Source organism: Sorangium sp. KYC3313 (assembly GCF_052075895.1).
Classification (GTDB): domain Bacteria; phylum Myxococcota_A; class Polyangia; order Polyangiales; family Polyangiaceae; genus Sorangium; species Sorangium cellulosum_B.
Map to the genome: position 1 here is coordinate 7,107,291 of NZ_CP197255.1, position 19,462 is coordinate 7,126,752.

The following is a 19,462-nucleotide window of genomic DNA, read 5'->3' on the forward strand; positions in this document are numbered from 1 at the left end:
TGGATTTCCTTCTCTTCCAATGAGGGCATGAGGCGCTCGTCGCCGAGGAGGGAGCCCGTATGAATCCGATCTTGCAATCGCTCGTCGGTGACCCGCCCGTGCTCGTCGCCTTCCGGTCGGATCCCGTGGGGACCACGCTGCGCCTCCGCGCGGAGTACACGGCGATCGATCCGTGGCTCGCGCACGTGCTACGCGCGCAGGCGACGCAGGGGGCGCAGATCGACGCCCAGAGCCGCGAGACCGAGCGTCGTGTCAATCTGCAGCTCGGCGCGCTGGGGATCGCCTCCGGTCCCAGCGCTCCAGCCGCGCCGACCACCGATCCAGCCGTGCTCCTCCTTGCCGACGTCCTGGCGGCGCTCGTGAGTTACCGAGGTGATCCTCCGTCGGGGCCGAACCTCCGCGCGAAGGCCCAGGACATCCTCCGGGGGACGCTCGGCGCTCAGGACGCGCAGCGCCTCGCGAGCGCCGAATGCCACCCGATGCTGCTCCGTGAAATGGCGGCCCCGTTCCTCGGCGCGCTTGTGGGCATCACGTCTCCGGCGACGAAGCTCGCCGCCGCGCTCGCATTGCCGCGCGAGCTGCTCGCTTCGATGGGTCTCCAGCCCCAGCCGAGCACGCAGAGCGCCCACGCTCCGCGCTGTTTCGGCCCCGACGGGGCCTTCACGATCCGGACCGACTGGCCCTGGTGCGCGACCGAGATGTCCGACGGGCGGACGCGCGGCGTCGTGCTCTGGCATCGTGAGGCGAGGTTCTCCGGCGGTCCGATGGCGATGGTCCAGCAGGTGGCGCCGGGCACGCCGTGCTCCCCGTCGATGCTCCAGGTCTTCCTGTTCCCGCTCGCGAGCGGCGATCCGCGCAAACTGAATGCGATGTACGACGGGCTCTCGTCGTCCATGGGCGGCTCGCTCGCGTCGTTCGGTATGTCCAACGTGCTGTACCAGGACGCCGTGATGGTGCGTCTTCGTGGGCGCGACGTGCCGGTGGTGCGGATGAGGCGCGGTGTGAACGTCCCCCTTTGGGGTCGCCTCGACATGGTCGAACAGAGGTATTTGATGGTGGACCCGCAGCGCGGCGTCGGAGCGGTGATCGGGTGGCACTGCCCGTTCAGCGATGCCGGCTCGTGGGAGGCGGCGGTGAGAGACGTCGCAGGGACATTCCGTTTCGGCGACAGGTTTCCGACGCCGATCGTCGCCGACGTTCCGACCTGCGGCCGGCCTGCGGTGGATGCGCAGCTTCAGGCGTGCTGGGTCATGGATTTCGGGCAAGGCGATCTCTCGGGCGCAGCCGCGGCGGCGAACGATGGAGACGATCGTGTCGCGGCGTTGGTCGCGCGCGCCGTCGTGCTCGCCGCGCGCGGGCGATACAGGCGCGCGCTCGACCTGCTCGAGGTCGCATACCGCGACGTCGAGCCGGCGTATGCGCGGCTCGTCGCCATGCTCGGGGTGCGGGTCGCCAGCCACGCGGACGGGCTCCGGCCGGACAACACGGTCGTTCTGGTCCCAGAGCTCAAGGCGGCACTGCAGACGTGGGGTGAACGCCACGCTCGGCACCAGCGCGGTCCTTGCCCGCTGTCCGAGTTCGTCGCCATCACCGCGGGCGTCAACGCGGCGATCGACCTGGTCAACGACGTGGCGACGAACGAGACCAACCACCGTCGAGCCGAGGCGCTCATCGGATGGACCCTGGAGGAGACGCTCGCCGAGGGGGTGCTCGCCGCTCGCGCGGTGAACCTTCGACCCGCCGTGCACCTCGGCGTGACCTCGCTGCTGCTGAACCTGACGCCGGAGACGCTCGATGGGCGCCGCGCGGAGCTGTCCAGGCTCGTGGCGGAGGCCGACCGCGCTCGCGACCCTCTCCTCGCGACGTGGCTGCGCGTCACCGATGTGGACACCTCGCTGCGAGGCAACGACCGCGCGAACGCGATGGCCCGCGCCACCGGGCTCCCGATCCCCGACTTCGTGCTCGCCGGCGCGAACTCCGAAGAACAGCTCACCATGGCCGCCGAGGCGTACCGGCTCGCGGTCGAGAGCTACCTCGCGATCGGCGCACCGCGCGGTGCGCTGCGCGCGCGGTGGCGGCGAGCGATGCTCCTCGGAAGGGCGACGGCCAGCGGGGAAGACCTCGCCAGAGCCGTCGAGAAGCTCGAGGCGATCCAGAAGGAGGCGATCGAGCACAAGGACAATCGGCTGGCCATGGACGCGGCTCTCGCCGAGATCGTGGTGCGGTGGCGGCGGGGCGATGCATCGAGCGTCCTCGAGGAGAAGCTCTCGCCCCACACCAAGGCAGCGGCGCGCGAGGGCGCCCGCGGCTGGCTGTGCGCCTGGGGCGCGATCCTGCGGGAAGTGGCGCGCGCGCTCTGGATTGACCAGGGCGAGCTCGACGCGTTCTTGCGCGCCACGAAGCTCGCTCTCTGGCTCTATGACGCAGCCGAGGAACCATGGGGCTCGTACCAGGTGACGAACGAGAGGCTCTCGGCCCTCGCGGCGATCGGGGCGGCCGCGGAGGTGCTCGAGGAGGTCGACCGGGCGATGACACGCGTGCGCGAGGCGTGCCGCGCCAATCCCGGCGATCTCGTCGGCTGGATGCGCTTCTATTCGCTGGGCACCCAGGCCATGCAGGCCTACACCCAGGAGGGCGACGCGGCGCGCCTCGAGCGCGTGGCAGCCGAGCTGGAGGAGGCGCTCACCGCGCTTCCGGCTCCCAAGGAGGGGTCGCCCGACCCGTCCGGAGCCGGCTTCGGGAGCGCGGCCGACCCGGCGGCCATGGGCGAGCAGCTCGCCGCGATGATGTCCCAGCTGGTTCCGGCCTCCCTCGCACAGCTGCGCTTGGCCGCCGCGTTCCACGCGAGCTTCGCACGAGCGCGGGCCGTGGTGGACGTCCGAGGACATCCGGCTGCACGCGAGGAGATCGAGGTCGCGCGCCGCGCCGCCATCGCGTCGGGCAATCCCGTGTTCGAGGCGACGATCCATGCGCTCGCTCGCGACCGCGCGGCCACGCTGGCCGCCGTGGGGAGGGTGCTTGACGGGAAGGCGACCCTGACGCGCGGGCCGCTCGAGGCGCTGTTCCTGAAGATGGCCGAGGGCACCCCGGGCGTCGACGCGCAGGCGGCGCGCGAGGCACGCATCGCCGACACGGCACGAGCGATGGTCACGTTGCTGGTGCGCGTGGAGGCGTGGGACGAGGCCATGCGGATCCTCGACCGGCTCAGCGCCGAGCCGCTGCTCCGTCGCCTGCCCGATGTCGGCGACATCAATCACACGCTCGACCGTGCCATCGTGTTCATGGGCACCGGCAGGGTGGATTCGGGCCTGGCCGCGTTCGCCGCGGCTGCGAAAGGATACGAGGCCCGGCGGGGCGCGCTCCGGTCGGAGCGATTCCGCAGGACGCTGGGCGCGGCCCGCTATGCCCAGGCCATCTATGGCGGCTGGGCATGCGCGCTCGCGCAGACGGGAGACTGGGCGGGCGCGTTCGAGAAGGCGGATCTCGTGCGTGGTCGCTTGCTGTCCGAAGCTCTGGCGGGGCGCGCGCAGGCTGCCGAAGGGAGCATTCCGGCGCGGAAGGCGCGCGCGCAGGTCGAGCGTCTGACCACGCAGCTCGCCTCCCTCCGGCACCGGCCCGAGGTCGCACCCGCGCGCGTCGCGCAGCTGGAAGCAGAGCTCGACCGCGCCCTCGACGAGCTCGCCAAGAACGACGGCGCGGCTGCGGGCCGCGAATCCGCTGTCCCGCCGGGCGCGTTGCGCCTCGAGCCAGGGACGCTGCTCATCGCTTATCTTCTCCATGCGCGCGAGCTGCTCGCCTGGGCCGTCGATGCATCGGGCATCGTCGCCACGCACCGGACGACGTCCGACGGCGAGGCGCCGTTGGACGCGACCGCGTTCGGCGCGCGCGTGCTGGCGGCGAGCCAGAGCGTCGGCGCCGGGACGATGGCCGCGCCTGCCGTGGATGCGCTCGCGAGCATCCTCGTTGCGCCGTTCGCCGACGCCATCGAGCGCGCAGAGCGCGTCGTCATCGTGCCGAACGCTCAGCTTGCTGGGTTCCCGTTCGGCGTGCTCCCGGTGCGTGGCGAGCCCCTCGGGATCCAACGGCCGCTGACGATCGTGCCGGCGGCATCGCTCCTCGGCCGGCCCGAGCCCGAGGCGTCGAGGAGCGCAGCGAGCGCTCACGAGGTGCTCATCGTGGGAAATCCGGCCAAGATGCGCCACCGCGACGTCCTCGGCCGAGACCACGATCTCGCGACCCTGGACGGCGCGCGGAACGAGGCGCGCCTCGTGGCCTCGCTCTATGGAGCAGAGCCGTTGATCGGCGAGGCGGCGTCGGCGCAGGCCGTCCGCGCGCGCCTCATCAAGGCGACCCGTGTCGTGCACCTCGCCACGCACGGCGTCCTCGAGCCAGCCGCGCCGCTCGCCTCGGCCATCGCGCTGGCCGACGGGGAAGAGCTGACGGCAGCGGATTGGCTCGGCATGGACCTCGACGCGGACATCGTGGTGCTGAGCGCGTGCGACACGGGGCGAGGTGCCGTGCAGGGAGGTGAGGTGGTCGGGCTCGCCCGCGCGATCCTGCTCGCGGGGGCGCGCGCCGTCGTGGTCAGCCTGTGGCCGGTCGCCGATCGAGCGACGGCCCTCGTCATGCGGCGCTTTCATGAGGAGCTCCGCGCGGGCGCCATGGCGGAGGAGGCGCTTCGACGGGCGTCGGCGTGGCTTCGAGCATTGGACTCGGCGGACGCGGCCCGCGAGATCGAGGACGCCGACCTTTCACGCGACGTCGCTGCGCGCCATCGACCGGCCGCCGGCGCGGACCGGCCTTACGGCAATGCGCATTTCTGGGCACCATTCATCGTTATTCGAGCGTCGGCGTCATGATCGCTCCTTGACGGGCCGCGCCGCACCCCCATCCTACGGCCGCGCGACCGCGCGACCGCGCGATCGTGATAGACGCGGCGGTGAGCGTCGTCAGCGACTCTGATGGTCGACAACCGGGTTGCCGTTTACTTCAGGGCATGGGCGTGGTATCATTGGGCTGGACCTATGGCGAACACCCGCAGGCAGGCGCTGATCATCGGCATCAACAAATACCTCCATGGGCCGGTGCTACGGGGCTGTGTCAACGATGCGAGGCTGATGTCCACCATCCTGCAGCGGCAGTGCGGGTTCCAGCCGGACGAGATACAGACCCTCCTGGACGAAGGTGCGACGGGACTGGCTATCAAGCATGCCCTCGACCAGATCGCGGAGGCGGCGGGCGCAGAGACGTCTGTCTTCCTCTTCTTTTCGGGTTGGGGGGCTCGGCTGCCCAGGGCCCCTGCCCATTCGGCGGCTCCGCTGGTGACGCCGTGGGACTCGGCCTCGTTTCAAAGCGGTCCGGCGGTCGGGTCACACGTCTCCGATTCGGTCTACGATAGCGCCCTCTTACCCCACGACTGGCTCTACGACTCGGCCGAGTCGATGGTGCGTTACGACGATCTGCGCACGTGGCTCTCGCGCGTCCGGTCACGCAGGATCACGATCGTCCTGGACGCACCGTACTCGGGAACGCTGCTCGACGAAGCCCGGGCGAGCACCGGTATCGTGTACCTCGGGGCGAGCCGTACGGACGAGATCTGCTTCGAATTCATCACGGAGGACGGCGTCATTCACGGCGGGTTGACGTACTTCCTGAGCCAGGTGCTGCTCCGCGCGAACCCTGACACGACGTTCCGACAGCTCTTCGAGCAGATCAGCGCACAGGTCGCGTCACGGCTGAAGCATCAACATCCGCAGCTGGAGGGCGATTGTGAACAGCCGGTATTCGGGAGAGAGGGCTGGCCGAGGTCCACGGTCGTGGCGGTCACGGCGCGCAACGAAGCCGAGATCACGCTCAGCGTCGGCGCAGCGGCAGGCGTGACCCTGCGATCCTGGTGGGCCATCTACCCCGAAGCGGCGCTCGACACGACGGACGCCGAGAAGCTCGGGATGGCCGAGATCACCAGGGTGAACGTCTCCGACGCGAAAGCCAGGATCCTCTCCGAGGTCAAAGAAAACGTAATCGGCGGCGGCGCGAGCGCTGTCGAGGTGGCGCATGACTACGGCGCGATGCGCCTTCGCGTCGGTATCGACGGGTCGGCCGCGATCGACGCCGCGCATCAGGTCGAGAGGCTGAAGAGCGTCCTTGCGAAGGTGGAGCTCCTCCAGGTCGTGGAGCCGAGCGAGCGCGGAGACGTCATCGTCCGATTCGCTCCGGAGGGCACACCGATCGAGACGGATCCTTCGGGGCAAAGGGTCCACTGCGAATGGGACGTATGGCTCATCGAGGACGATGCTGGGTCCTCGAACGACGGCCGCGCCAGGCTCGCGCGCCCCATCATGCGGCCGTCTGCTGTGTCGGATCCCTATGCGGTCCGCCTCGATCTGGAGAAGCTCTCCAGGTACCGAAACGTCCTCTCCCTCATGAACCCCAACCTGCGGAGTCCTCTCGCCGGCAAGGTGGACCTCATCGTCAAACGCAAGATCAACGACGATGAGTGGGTTCTGGTGGAAGCGAGCGCCAAGACGGGCCTCCCGGTGCTGCACGCGGGAGATCATATCCGGCTGGAGATCCGGAACGATCACGAGCGGGCGATCTATGCGAGCGTCTTCGATTTCGGCCTCTCCATGACGATATCATCCATCACGGACTCGTCCTACTCTTATGATGCGAGGAAAATCGAGCCGCGCAGCACCGTGAGCGTTCCGTCCCTCGACAAGGATGGTTACGACGAACTGGCGCTCTACTTTCCAGTCGGAGTCTCCGGACCCTCCGGCACGGAGACGCTGAAGCTCTTCGCGACCACATACCCGATGGACCTCAGCTCGATGCTCCTCCAGGAGGGAGGCCGTACCGTCAGAGCGCAGCCTCAGGGAGCCACCACGGAGCTGTGGCAGCTCATGGACATGGCCATCACGGGCCGGGGGACACGCGAGAGGCGGCCCGTGCAGCTCCCGCCGGAACAGGAGTGGGTCACGGTTCAACGCGCGTTCGAGCTCCGCCGCGGGGCACGGTGAGGCGACCATGGCGGAGCTCACCTACCTGGACTTCGACTTGACCGTTCGAAACAACGGCAACGGGGGATACAAGCTCGAGGTCAAGAGCCCCGGGGGCGAGCCATCGAGCGACTTCGTTTGCCCGTTCCAGCCGGAGGAGCTCCAGCGTCTTCGCTCGATCGTCGAGGGGCCGGCTCGCGAGGTGGGCCTGCCCCCCGGCCAGCGGACAGCGGAGCTGCCCAGCAGACTGAGGATCTTCGGGGAGAGGCTCTACGAGGCCGTCTTCGTGAACGACGTTCGAGCGTCTCTGGCGGGCTGCATGTCGAGGGCGCAGGACCAAGGCGCCGGCGTGCGCATCCGACTCCGCCTGGACGACGTGCCGGAATTGAGCCAGCTGCCCTGGGAGTACCTCTACGACCGGAGCAATCAGACATATCTCGCGTTCGAGACTCCCATCGTCCGTCACATGCAGCTCCCGGGTCCCCCCTCGGCGGTGCAGATCAGGCCGCCGATCCGCATGCTTGTCATGATCTCGAGCCCGCAGGATCTGGCGCAGCTCGACGTCGAGGAGGAGTGGAAGAAGATCTCAGGGGCCCTGAGGAATTCGTCCGAACTGGAGGTGACGCGCGTGCCCAAGGCGTCTCTGGAAGATCTGCAGAGATGCCTGCAAACGAAATCGTACCACATGTTCCATTTCATCGGCCATGGCGGCTTCAGCGAGGACACGCAGGAGCCTGTGCTGATGCTCGAGGACGAAATGGGCAACAGCTTCCCTGCGACCAGAGAGATGATGAAGGTCGCGCTCAGCCATAAAAGCCTGCGCCTCGTGGTGCTCAACTCCTGCGAAGGGGCCCGGGCAGACTCCAGAGACCCCTTCGCGGGCATGGCACAAGGGCTTGTGCAGCGCAATATCCCGGCGGTCACCGCCATGCAGTTCAGGATCACGGACAAAGGAGCCATCAAATTTGCGAGCGCGTTCTATGGCGCCATCGCCAACAACCTGCCCGTCGACAACGCGCTGGTCGAGGCGCGTAAAGCCATGTTTTTCGACATGAATCCCACCGAGTGGGGCACGCCGGTGCTGTTCATGCGCGGGAACGACGGCAGATTGTTCCTGATCGACAAGCCGAACGAGCAACAGCTCCGAGAGCTCCAGATCAAGGCGCTGTCGGATGACGCACGTGCGGCCATTGACGCGAAGCAGTATACCGTGGCGATCCAGAAGCTGAATGAGATACTGAAAATCCAGCCGTGACCGCGGCTGCCGTCAGGGTAAGTTACAGGCGAGCCTTCTTGTCGAACTGACGCGATGCGTCGATCTCGGGGTCGTGGGTTCTCACGGGGCGAGCGCGGCTCCGCCGCTCACAGCTGGATCGTGGAGTACGGGCAGCGCTTCTTGATCTCGTCCGCATCGCACGCCTGAGGTGGCATGCAATCAAACGACGGCGGGCAGCTCGGGTCCTGCTCGCAGCCGCACCCGCACTCGTTGGAGACGTAGGTCAAGCCTCCGGTGCAGGCGAAGTCGATGAGCGCGCACTCCTCCGGGCTGGTGCTCACGTACTGGCGCCACCACTCGCTCGATGCGTCGCATCCGCAGTAACGCTCGGTGCACGCCACGCCCCCGCCGGCGGTGCAGGTGCAGGTGTTGCAGCCGTCAAGGGAGGGGAAGCTGTCGCCCTGCTCGTACCCCACACCTCCGTAGGTGCAGGCCTCCAGACAGCCTTTCTCCGTGCATGCGACGCTGCCATCCCCGCCGCACGTGCAGGTGTTGCAGCCGTCGAGGGCAGGGAAGCTGTCGCCCGGCCTGTACTCCACGCCTCCATAGTTGCAGCCCTCCGGACAAGCCACGTCCGTGCACACGATTTCGCCGTCCGCGTTGCACGTGCAGGTGTTGCAGCCGTCGCCCGGTGGGACCGGCGCCCCCGCCGCGTAACCGATGCCGTCTCGTTCACAGCCGTGACACGCGATCTTGGTACAGCCGACGTTCCCGGAGCCCGAGGGATCGCAGGTGCAGGTGTTGCACCCGTCGGACGCCGGGAACGACTCACCGGGCATATAGGCGAGCCCGCCGTAGGTGCAGCCGCCGGTGCACTCCACCAGGGTGCAGGCGACGTTCCCGTCCTCCATGCAGAGGCAGCTGTTGCACCCGTCCCCGGCAGGGAACGACTCGCCCGGCGCGTGGGTGACCCCGCCCCACGTGCAGTCGGAGGTGCACGCCATATCGGAGCAGGAGACGCTCCCGTCCTCCGAGCAGAAGCAGCTGTTGCACCTGTCACGAAACTCGTCGCCGGGGCTGTACTCGACGCCGTCGTACTCACAGGTCGTCCACCCGAGCGGCCCGCAGCCCGCGAGCGCGCCGGAAAGGGCGATCGCGAGCGAGAACACGGGGCCGAGATGAAGCCACGTAGGTCGAATGTCTGTCATTGGATTCGCTCCTGTGCCAAAGAGTGCCAGGGCCGCGCGTGGGAAGATCCCGAGAAAGGCGCGCGGTTTGATGCAAGACGGCGTTCAAGAAAAACCTGTGCCAGGCACGTCGAGGGCCACGCGTTCTGACGCATGCGCCAGTTCTCCGGCAAGAGGAGAGGCTTGTATTATAACGGATGATTGTCTAGTATAACGGATATGACTGCTCCGCGTCCCCTCCCTGGTGACCTGCTCCGCGCCGCGTTGCGTGCCGTCCACCTTTTCGCCCTGCTGGTGTCGTGCGCCGCGGTGGGCTGCTCGCGCGACGACGCTTCGCGCGCCTCCGCCGCCGGATCGGAGGGCGAGTTCGAGACGCTCGAGCTCCGCTATCAGGGCAACAACGGCACCGTGTCGCCGATCGAGCTCGCCGAGGATCTCGGTTACCTCGCGCCGATCCGCCTGAATTTCGTCGGCAGCACGGTGAGCGGCCCGCAGAGCGTGCAGGCCGTGGTCACCGGCGACACCGACTTCGGCGGCGCCTTCAACGGCGCCATCATCAAGCTGATCGCGGCCAAGGCGCCCATCATCGCCGTCGCCGGCTACTACGGTGTCGACGAGCAACGCCAGAGCGGCTTTTACGTGCTGAACGACAGCCCGCTGCGCACGGCGCGCGATCTCCTGGACAAGACGATCTCCATGAACACGCTCGGCGCTCACAGCGAGTTCATGGTCAAGGAGTTTCTGTCGCGAGGCCAGCTCGCGCCGGAGGAGGCCCGGCGCGTCACGCTGCTCGTCGTTCCCCCGGTGAACGGCGAGCAGCTGCTCCGCGAGAAGCAGGTCGACGTCGCGTCGCTCGGCGACATCTACCGCGATCGCGCCCTCGAGCGCGGCGGCATTCGCTCGCTGTTCTCGGACTATGAGCTCTACGGCAAGTTCACCGCGGGCAGCTACGTGATGAAGACGAGCTTCATCAAGCAAAACCCCAGGACCGCGCGGCGCTTCGTCGAGGCGACGGCCAAGGCCATCGAGTGGGCCCGCGACACCCCGCGCGAGACGGTGGTGGCGCGCTGCATCGCGCTGATGAAGCAGCGCGGTCGGAACGAGGAGGACTCGGCCATCAAGTTCTGGCGCAGCTACGGCGTCGCCGGCAAGGGGGGCCTGATCGCGGAGCGCGATTTCCAGGTCTGGATCGACTGGATGGTCAAGAGCGGGGAGCTCAAGCCGGGCGAGATCGCCCTGAGCCGCGTCTACACGAACGAGCTCAACCCCTACGCGAACGACCAGGCCGCGAAGTAGGCAACGTCGGACGCCGAAGGGACGGCCTGGCGTGCGTGCCACGTTCTCTGTAGGGTCGCCGCGCGGCCGTTGCTCGAGACAGCGGCGCGGAGCGCTGGACGAAGGCGTCGATCAATCGGATGCGCTGGCCGAACGAACGTGGGCATCGCGCGATGACGCTCTGGTCTGCGAGCCCCACACGCGGCTGTCCGCTTCATGGCGCTCTTCCTTCTTCACCGCGCGCGACAGCGGCAACCGGCCTGCCTTGCGGCAGCGCGCGCGGGCGGGATGGCGGAACGCGCGCTGCGGAAGGGAACCTCGGCGCTCACGCCGGCGCGCGCAGGAGACGCACACCGCGCCGCGCTAGGCCGATGACTCCAGCGGAGGAGCGTCGGCCATGCGTTGAGGGCGGTTGGGTGAGCGTCAATGGACCGGGCGTTGCATGTTTCGAGACCGACGCGCTGCGCGTTCATCGCAGCTCGGAGCCGGTCCATGCGAATTCTCGGGAGAACGTTGCTGGTCGCAGCCCTTGGGGCCTCGCTCCCGCTCGCTGACGTGGCGAGCGCCGCGACGCCCTCCGGCGCGGCGCCTGGGTCCTCGTCCGCGGGAAGCTGGTCTCACGGCTCCAAGGATCTCTTCGGCGCCGCGTACGAGAGCTACGACGAGGACCTGAAGTACTCGGCGCGCTCCGACACGGCTCCGATCAGCAATGTATGGTTCACCGGAGCGAGCGGCGTCCTGACCGAGGTATTCTGGCCGACGAACGATACCCCGCAGACGCGGGACAGCCAGCTGCTCGTCACGGCGGCCGACAGAGCCCTCTTCGAGGAGCGGCGAGATGCACGGCGGAGCGTCCGCTGGATCGAGCGCGGCGTGCCGGCTTTCCGGGTGATCACGGAAGATCCGCGCGGCAGGTTCAAGATCGAGAAGATCATCTTCGCCGATCCCGACCGCGACGTGGTCCTGCAGCGCCTGAAGATCACCAGGAAAGTCCGAGGGCTCAGGTTCTTCGTCCTTCACAACCCCAGCGCGGGGAACACGCCGCTCGGCGACAGCGCGATGGCGAGCACCGGAGGCGCGCCGGGGGCGGGGCTGTTCGCCTGGCAAGGCCCCTTCGCCCAGGCCCTCGTGGCCTCCATTCCCTGGCGCGACGCCACCGCCGGCTTCTCGGGCGCCGAGAGCGACGGCTACCGGGACCTGCAGAACCACCGCACGCTGACCACGCACTACCGCGACGCGAGGGACGGGGACGTCGTGCTGACCGGGGAGCTGGATCTCCCGCTTTCGCCCGGGGTCTGTGAGCTCACGCTGGCGCTCGGCTTCGGACGCGACATCGACCACGCCCACCGCGCCGCCCAGGCGTCGCTCCGCGAGGACCCCGACGCGCTCCTCGACAGATTCCGCGCCCAGTGGCGCGCCTATCAGGCGTCCCTCCGCCCGCTCGGGCGCGCTTCGCCCGACCTCGCGCGCCTCTACCGGAGCTCCGTGGCGGTGATGAAGTCCCTCGAGGACAGGGCGCACCCTGGGGCCTTCATCGCGTCGCCGTCCGTGCCCTGGGGCGACGTCAGGCTCGACCGGGCGAGCGCGATCTCGCCGAGGACCTCGAGCAGGGTCACGGGCGGTTACCACCTCGTGTGGCCGCGCGATCTCAGCCAGATCGCGCTCGCGCTGCTCGCCGCAGGCGACGCGCGCTCGCCCGTGGCCGCGATGCGGTTCATGAAAAGGATCCAGCTCTCCGCGTCGGACGGCACCTGGGATTTCGGCTCTCTCCATGTCTCGAAGGAGGGTTCATTTTACCAGAACACCTGGTCCGACGGAGAACCGTACTGGAGAGGCCTGGAGCTCGATCAGGTCGCGCAGCCGATCGACCTCTGTTATCACGTGGTCGAGGCGCGGCTCGTCGCGGCGGATGCGTGCTGGGATCTCGCGCGCCGCGCCGCCGACTTCCTCGTCGCCTTCGGCCCCTGGACCCCGCTCGATCGATGGGAGGAGGTCTCGGGCGTCTCGCCGTCGACCCTGGCCTTCGTCTGCGCCGCGCTCGTCCATGCCGCGGAGATCGCGGGCGCGATGGGTGACCCCGAGCGCGAGGCCCGGTACAGAGAGACGGCCGAGCGCTGGGCCCGGCAGATCGACGGCTGGACGTTCACCACCCAGGGGGGCACCGCCAACGGGCGGTATTTCGTGCGCGTCGACGGGACCGGCAGCCCGGACGCCCCGAGGGACCCGAACGACGAGCGACGCTACGTCTTGCGTGGGCGCTCCTGGCTGGAGCGCGACATCGTCGATTGCGGCTTCCTCAGGCTCGTCGTCCTCGGGGTGCGCCCGGCGCACGCGGCGAACATCGCCGATTCGCTGGCGGCCTGCGACGCCGCGCTGCGCGTCGAGGTCCCCGGGGTCGGCCCCGGATTCTATCGCTATGTCGGCGATGGGTATGGCTTCGACCCGCTCACGGGCGAGCGGACACGAGGCATGTTGTGGCCGATTCTCACGGGCGAGAGAGCCGAGTACGAGCTCGCGAAGGCGCTCGAGAAGCCCAGCTCGCCGGCGGCGGCGCGCAAGCGGATGCGGCCCTACCTCGACGCGATGGGGCGCTTCGCGACCTCGTCCCAGATGCTGCCGGAGCAGGTCTTCGATCGCGGGCCCCGCGCCGGCCAGCCGACCGGCTCGGCGGCGCCGCTCGGGTGGGCGCACTCCGAGTTCGTCCTGACCCTGCGCGCGCACGACGACGCGACGCTCTTCCGCCTGCCGATGAGCAGCCCCGGAGGCGCCACCCGAGGGGACGCGCGTCCTCGCGGGACGAGCGTGGCTCCTCCGCTCCGCGACTGATCTGCCTCGGGGCTGCCTCGTCCGCGCCACGGGCAGCCTAGCGAGGCACCTCGCCGTGGATCACCTGCCGCACGGTCAGGACGACGACGCGGCCCGCGTCGCGCTCCTCCGCGAGCCAGTCCAGGAGGGTGGAGAAGTCCTGTCTGGAGATGCTGTATTTGCCGCAGGCATCACAGACATGGTGGAAGATGAGCTGTATCCATCCGCCGTCCTGCTGCGCGCTGCGGATGAGAGCCTGGATCGTGGGGACGCCCTGGCTGCGGGTGAGGGAGCCGGTCGCGCGGGTGGCGGTGGGGTCGCGGGGAGGGATGGACTCCGCCCGTGGGCACACGATGCATGAGGGGAACGCGAGCCCGCCCGCGCGCCTTCCGCTGTCGTAACCGCAGGAGCGCACCAGCTCGACGCTGACGCTGTCGTGGGCGCCCCAGGGGTAGGCGAAGTCGCTCACGGCGAAGCCCAGCGCGAGGAGGGCGCGGCGATCATCGCAGATCTGCCGGCGCTGCTCGCTGACCTTGAGCCCGGGCAGCCGCACGTGATTGATGGTGTGGCCGCCGATCTCATGGCCGTCGGACGCGAGCGCGCGGAGCTGCGCGACCGTCAGGTAGCCGGGGCGGTCGAGTACACCGCTGTTCACGAAGAACGTGGCATGCATCCTGTGCTCGGCGAGGATGGAGCGCACGGAGAGCTGATCCGCCAGCGTGTCGTCGAACTCGATGGATACGACAAGGGCGCCCGGGGGACGCCGCGTCAGGTGGACCGGGGAGAGGAGGACGGCGGCGAGGCACGCCACGACGAACGCCAGCACCGCCTGCTGTCGGAGCGTCGCGGGGCGCGCACAGCCCCTCTCCGTGGGCACGATCTCCACGGAACACATCGCCGTATCATCGATCGTGCCCGGGCCTCCGGCGCCCTTCCGGGGAGACCAGCGCGCTCTCTGCGCCTTCCCGGAATGCCTGGAGATGCTCCCGGGACGGCGAGCGGCGGCGAGCGGCTGCGGCGTCGAGGCATAGGCCAGTATGCCCATGCCTCGAGCCAGCGACGTCGGATATGACAGCCACGTGCATCGGGTGATGTGACGACGGACGGCGAGCCGGGAAAACGAGGGGCGGCGCTGTCCCACGCTTCCGAGGACATGGCCCGAGCACCGGATGGCGGTCTTGAACCCACCGGACAGAGGTGCTGACCAATGATGTACGGACGAACGAGTTTACCGAAGCTGATTCTGGTATTGGGAGCGCTCGGCATCTCCCTCTGGGGCTGCGGTGGCGATAGCGACGGGACCACCAGCGCCGGCGGCGACGGCGGCGGCCCCGCCGCCGGCGCCAGCACGAGCAGCACCTCGGGCAGCGGCAGCGGGTCGGGAGGCACGACGAGCTCGGCCAGCGGCAGCAGCACCGGCAGCGATGGCGCCGGTGGGAGCGGCGCCGGCGGCGGCGCCAGCACGAGCGGCGCCGGCGGCGACGCCAGCACGAGCGGCGCCGGCGGCGGCGCCAGCACGAGCGGCGCCGGCGGCGGCGCCAGCACGAGCGGCGCCGGTGGCGGCGAGGCCATCACCTGTCCGTCGCCCGCGCTGAGGGCCGGCGACACGAACAAGACGATCACGATCGGCGGCTCGAACCGCAGCTATGTCCTGCATGTCCCTGCCGCGTACGACGGCAGCAAGCCGGTGCCCCTCGTGGTGGACCTCCACCCCCTCGGCGGCTCTGGCCCGTCGGAGCGGTCGGGCTCGCCGTATCCGGCGCAGACCGACCCGGAGGGGGTGATCATGGCGTTCCCGTCAGGGCTGTCCGGCCCGTCCGGCGGCGCCTGGAACGTGGGGCCCTGCTGCGTGAAGAACACCGACGACGTGGCGTTCGTCAAGGCGATGGTGGCCGAGATCCAGGAGAGCGCCTGCATCGACCCCAAGCGCATCTACGCGGTCGGCTTCTCGATGGGAGGTGGAATGTCCCACTACCTCGCTTGCCACGCGGCCGATACGTTCGCCGCCGTGGCGCCCGCCGCCTTCGATCTCCTGCAGGAGAACGTCGGCGATTGCAAACCATCGCGCCCGATCACCGTGATCTCGTTCCGCAGCACCGGGGATCCGATCGTGCCTTACGCCGGTGGATACTCCGCGGTGGTGAGCGGCATGCCCATCACGTTCCTCGGGGCGAAATCGACCCTCGAGAAGTGGGGCCAGATCAACAAGTGCACGGGCTCGCCATCGGCCGAAGACAGCAAGGGCTGCTCGACCTTCTCGAACTGCGAGGGCGGCGTCGAAGTGGCCCTCTGCACGAAGCAGGGAGGGGGCCACGACTATGGCAACGCCGCGGTCGGCTGGCCGGTCCTGAAGCGGCACGTCATGCCGTGACCGCCTCCTGACGCGCGCTCCGCGCCCTCGACGCGGCGCGTCCCCTCATTCCGGCGCGCGGCGTCCCTCGATCGTCGCCGTCCTGCCCACACCCGCCTCCGCGTTCGTGCGACTCCGCTGACATCGAGATACGACCCGCTGTGGGATGCAATGACGCTACGCATCCCACAGCGCGGTCTGTCGGCCTGCAGCGCCATCAGAAGAATCTGCTGCCGGTGCGCGAATACCGCGTGATCGTAGCTGCGGCGTGACACGCGAACTCGCGCGTTGGTGGCTGACGCCTTGATCGTTCGACGTGGCGAGTGATACTTTGGGAGCCTGCCTCCCGAGCGGCTTCGTCGTCCAGCGGGAGGCTCAACGAGCTTCCCATGAAGGTCAGCGGAACCACAATCCTGACGCGGAAAACCTTGGTGAGCCGGAGATTCGGCTCGGAAGCGTGGCGCGGCCTCTTTCGTGACATGGCGCTGAGCCACCCGTGGTTCAGGCAGCCGATCACGGCGAGCAGCCTGGTTCCGCTTCCCGAGTTCCTCACGTTCCACGACGAGCTCGTGCGGCGCTTCTATCCGGACCGCAAGGACGCCCTCTTCGAGCTCGGGGCCGAGTCGGCGCGCTGGGCGCTCGTCGATGGCCCGCTGAAGCGGTTCGTCCGAGATCCGGGGATCTCCTCGCTGGTCACGACCATTCCCACCCTCTGGAATCGTTACTTCTCCGAGACCGACAGCCGCTCCGAGGCGGCGCTGCGGGATGCCGGCGTCGAATTTCGAGTTCACGACCTCCCGGCCTGGCACCCGTACTTCGAGCACTTCGTGATCGGGTACACGAAGGAGATGCTGGAGCTCTATTGCGCCAACCCGATCTGGACCCATCGCCTCGCCGGGGGACGCGGGACGACGTACAACTATCTGCTCGCCACCGATCCGGCTCCGAGCGCTCCTCCGAGCGGCGAGCGCGCCAGCGGCGAGCGCGCCAGCGGCGGGCGCGCTCGGCCCGTCCGGTCGCGAAGGGCGCTCACGGCGCGCGAGCTGGAGGTGCTGCGGCTCGTCGGGGTCGGCAAGACCAACCGCGAGATCGCCGTCGTCCTTCACATCTCCCAGAAGACCGTGCAGCATCACATCGCCCACGCCTACGACAAGCTCGGCATCTATAGCCGCGCCGGCGCGACGCTGTGGCTGGGCGAGCGGGGGCTCCTGGGCTGACGCGCGGCGAGACGGCGCCAGTCCGTCGATCGCCGGTGGAAGAGGGCGAGCGCCACCGCGACCCGCAGGCCGGATCGAGGTGCTGGCCGGCGATCGCGGACACGCGCACCCGCCGGAGCCGGCTCGGGAAATTCGTGTATTCTGGGGCTGGAGAATACCATCATACCCCAGCCCTGCGCCTCGGGCCGATCTGGCCGATGACGGCATGCCGCACGCTTCTGGCGCGAGGTTTCGTCACGCGATCGACGCCTAATTGACATAAGATCGCCCCGAAACGCGAGCTGAGGAGCGATCGATGATCTTGAGAATTCTTCGTTGCCTGTTGCCTTTCGCCACGTTGGCGGCCGCGCCTCTCGTGGGCTGCGGCTCGTCCGACGACCCCGGCGCGACCGGGACGGGCGGCGGCGCGAGCAGCAGCACCGGAGGGCAGGGCGCGGGCGGCGACGGCGCAGGCGGCGGCGGCGGCGCGGCGGGCGGCGCCCCCACGGAGCCGCCGGATTACGCCGCCGCGTTCCCGCAGGACCGGGTTGCCCGCATCGACATCACCATCACGCCCGGGCAGTGGCAGCAGATGGTCGACGACATGACGGACATGGCTGGCGAGTTCGGCTCGCAGGCCGGTCCATTCATGCCACCTCCGGAGTGGGTCGCGGCCTGCGATGGTCTCGTGGCCGGCGACGCCTGCACGATCTCGCTCTTCGGATCCGACACCGCGGGGACGTGCGCGGCGCTCGCCGGCGGCCTGACCTGCCAGCCGAACCCGCAGGACCCCGACGAATTCACGCCGCCGCAGGACTGGATCGACGCCTGCGAGGGGCTCGCGGCGGACGCCGGCTGCTCGATCGACATCTTCGGGACCGAGACCGAGGGGACGTGCACCGACGTCGAGGGCGAGCTGGCCTGCATGCCGGCCGGCCCTGGAGGGGGCGGCGATCCGGGGCTCGTCAGCAGCGTCGAGCTGCTCCCGCGCACGCCGGTCTACGTCGAGTGCGACGTCGCCACCGAGGATCGGCAGTGGAAGCACGTCGGCATCCGCTTCAAGGGCAATTCGAGCCTGCTCCTGCCCTGGAACGCGGGTAACTGGAAGCTGCCGCTGCGCCTCAACTTCGACCGATTCGAGGACGCGTATCCCGAGATCAAGAATCAGCGCTTCTACGGCTTCGACTCGATGTCGTTCGCGAGCGGGTACCTGGATCCCTCGCTCCTGCGCGAGAAGATCGGCACCGACATCTTCGCCAAGGCGGGGATCCCTGCGCCCGCGACCGCGTTCTACCGGGTCTTCATCGATCACGGGGAAGGGCCCGTCTATTTCGGGCTGTACACCGGCATCGAGCTCCCGTCGGACGAGTCGTTCCTCGACACCCATTTCGGCGGCCACAAGGGCAACCTCTACAAGCCCGATGGCACGGGCGCGCGGTGGGAGACGTGGGACCCCGACACCATCGTCAAGGAGAACAACGAGGACGACACCGATCTCTCGGACGCGCGGGGGCTGTTCGACGCGCTGCACGCCGATCGGACCGACGCCGCCGCCTGGCGCGCGGGGCTCGAGGCGCGCCTCGACGTCGACGGCTTCCTGCACTGGTTCGCGCTGAACGCGGTGGTCGAGGACTGGGACGTGTACGGCCGCCTGCCGCACAACTACTATCTCTACGCGGACCCGAACAAGGGCGGGCAGTTCACGTGGATCCCCTGGGATCACACCTTCGCATTCTCGGACGCCGACGCGGGCGTGAACATCGGGCTGACGGCGCTGCCCCTCTCGATGGCCGACGTGACCGAGCAATGGCCGCTCGTCCGGTTCTTGCTCGACGATCCGGTCTATCTGGAGGTCTACCGCGGCTACGTGGCGCAGGCCGCCGCCACGGAGTACGAGGCGGCCGCTTCCGAGGCGTGGTTCAAGGCGGCGCACGACCTGATCGCGCCGTACGTCGTCGGGCCGGAGGGCGAGATCGAGGGGCACACGCACCTCACGACGCCCGAGGACTTCGACAACGGACTCGCCACGCTGATCGCCCACGCCAAGGGACGGACAGCGGAGGTCGCCCTCTACCTCGAGCAGTGAGGGTCGAGTCGTCGCTTCGATCGCCCGTTCTTCTTCTCATCCGAGACAACGCGACGAGCGCGATCCTGTTCGTGGGCCGCGTGGCCGACCCGTCGGCGTAGCGCCGCGAGGCCGCGCGTCCGGCGCGCGGGCGCGGCTCACCCGGCGGTCGCCTCGCGCAGCGGGGCGCCCGCCTCCGCGCCGCGCCTCGTGGCTGATCCCCTCCACGGGCTGCGAGGCCCGCAAAATCAATGAGCGAGCACGGCGTACGGCAAGCTGACGAGGAGCGACAGCCCGTTCACGCTCCCCAGGAGGCCGTGGCGCTTGCCCCGGTCGTCCGCGCCCAGGTAGACACGCCTCGGCCGACGCCGAT

General features: G+C 69.0%; 10 protein-coding genes. 8 read left to right on the top strand and 2 right to left on the bottom strand.

Annotated features, from left to right (window positions below):
- Positions 1 to 59 precede the first annotated feature (59 nt).
- The 3 genes from ACSRUE_RS27535 (at position 60) to ACSRUE_RS27545 (ending at position 8,250) form a co-directional block, all read left to right on the top strand.
- Positions 60 to 4,859: a CHAT domain-containing protein gene (locus ACSRUE_RS27535; RefSeq protein ID WP_441286191.1), complete on the top strand. Its 4,800-nt coding sequence runs from the start codon at positions 60 to 62 to the stop codon at positions 4,857 to 4,859.
- A gap of 165 nt (positions 4,860 to 5,024) precedes the next feature.
- The gene (locus ACSRUE_RS27540; protein ID WP_441286192.1) at positions 5,025 to 7,016 is read left to right on the top strand and encodes a caspase family protein; all 1,992 of its coding nucleotides are present in this window, start codon (positions 5,025 to 5,027) and stop codon (positions 7,014 to 7,016) included.
- A 7-nt stretch (positions 7,017 to 7,023) separates the two neighbouring features.
- On the top strand, positions 7,024 to 8,250 hold the full coding sequence (locus ACSRUE_RS27545) for a CHAT domain-containing protein (protein ID WP_441286193.1): 1,227 nt from the start codon (positions 7,024 to 7,026) through the stop codon (positions 8,248 to 8,250).
- 107 nt (positions 8,251 to 8,357) lie between these two features.
- Here ACSRUE_RS27545 and ACSRUE_RS27550 read toward each other — a convergent pair whose 3' ends face one another.
- Positions 8,358 to 9,419 (bottom strand): hypothetical protein, encoded by a 1,062-nt coding sequence (locus tag ACSRUE_RS27550; protein ID WP_441286194.1) that lies wholly within the window; start codon positions 9,417 to 9,419, stop codon positions 8,358 to 8,360.
- Between the two features lie 198 nt (positions 9,420 to 9,617).
- Between ACSRUE_RS27550 and ACSRUE_RS27555 the strand changes: the two genes are divergently transcribed.
- Complete coding sequence (locus ACSRUE_RS27555; RefSeq protein ID WP_441286195.1) at positions 9,618 to 10,694, top strand: ABC transporter substrate-binding protein; 1,077 nt, start codon at positions 9,618 to 9,620, stop codon at positions 10,692 to 10,694.
- Between the two features lie 471 nt (positions 10,695 to 11,165).
- A complete protein-coding gene (locus ACSRUE_RS27560; RefSeq protein ID WP_441286196.1) occupies positions 11,166 to 13,499 on the top strand; it encodes a glycoside hydrolase family 15 protein in 2,334 nt (777 codons plus the stop codon).
- A 37-nt stretch (positions 13,500 to 13,536) separates the two neighbouring features.
- Here ACSRUE_RS27560 and ACSRUE_RS27565 read toward each other — a convergent pair whose 3' ends face one another.
- A complete protein-coding gene (locus ACSRUE_RS27565) occupies positions 13,537 to 14,373 on the bottom strand; it encodes a polysaccharide deacetylase family protein (protein WP_441286197.1) in 837 nt (278 codons plus the stop codon).
- Between the two features lie 354 nt (positions 14,374 to 14,727).
- Between ACSRUE_RS27565 and ACSRUE_RS27570 the strand changes: the two genes are divergently transcribed.
- The 3 genes from ACSRUE_RS27570 (at position 14,728) to ACSRUE_RS27580 (ending at position 19,110) form a co-directional block, all read left to right on the top strand.
- On the top strand, positions 14,728 to 15,849 hold the full coding sequence (locus tag ACSRUE_RS27570; RefSeq protein ID WP_441286198.1) for an alpha/beta hydrolase family esterase: 1,122 nt from the start codon (positions 14,728 to 14,730) through the stop codon (positions 15,847 to 15,849).
- Between the two features lie 410 nt (positions 15,850 to 16,259).
- A complete protein-coding gene (locus ACSRUE_RS27575; protein ID WP_441286199.1) occupies positions 16,260 to 17,045 on the top strand; it encodes a response regulator transcription factor in 786 nt (261 codons plus the stop codon).
- A 295-nt stretch (positions 17,046 to 17,340) separates the two neighbouring features.
- Complete coding sequence (locus tag ACSRUE_RS27580) at positions 17,341 to 19,110, top strand: CotH kinase family protein (RefSeq protein ID WP_441286200.1); 1,770 nt, start codon at positions 17,341 to 17,343, stop codon at positions 19,108 to 19,110.
- Positions 19,111 to 19,462 lie beyond the last annotated feature (352 nt).

Coding starts and splice junctions, on each gene's coding strand:
- ACSRUE_RS27535 (WP_441286191.1), top strand. CDS start 60: ATGAATCCGATCTTGCAATCGCTCGTCGGTGACCCGCCCGTGCTCGTC.
- ACSRUE_RS27540 (WP_441286192.1), top strand. CDS start 5,025: ATGGCGAACACCCGCAGGCAGGCGCTGATCATCGGCATCAACAAATAC.
- ACSRUE_RS27545 (WP_441286193.1), top strand. CDS start 7,024: ATGGCGGAGCTCACCTACCTGGACTTCGACTTGACCGTTCGAAACAAC.
- ACSRUE_RS27550 (WP_441286194.1), bottom strand. CDS start 9,419: ATGACAGACATTCGACCTACGTGGCTTCATCTCGGCCCCGTGTTCTCG.
- ACSRUE_RS27555 (WP_441286195.1), top strand. CDS start 9,618: ATGACTGCTCCGCGTCCCCTCCCTGGTGACCTGCTCCGCGCCGCGTTG.
- ACSRUE_RS27560 (WP_441286196.1), top strand. CDS start 11,166: ATGCGAATTCTCGGGAGAACGTTGCTGGTCGCAGCCCTTGGGGCCTCG.
- ACSRUE_RS27565 (WP_441286197.1), bottom strand. CDS start 14,373: ATGTGTTCCGTGGAGATCGTGCCCACGGAGAGGGGCTGTGCGCGCCCC.
- ACSRUE_RS27580 (WP_441286200.1), top strand. CDS start 17,341: ATGATCTTGAGAATTCTTCGTTGCCTGTTGCCTTTCGCCACGTTGGCG.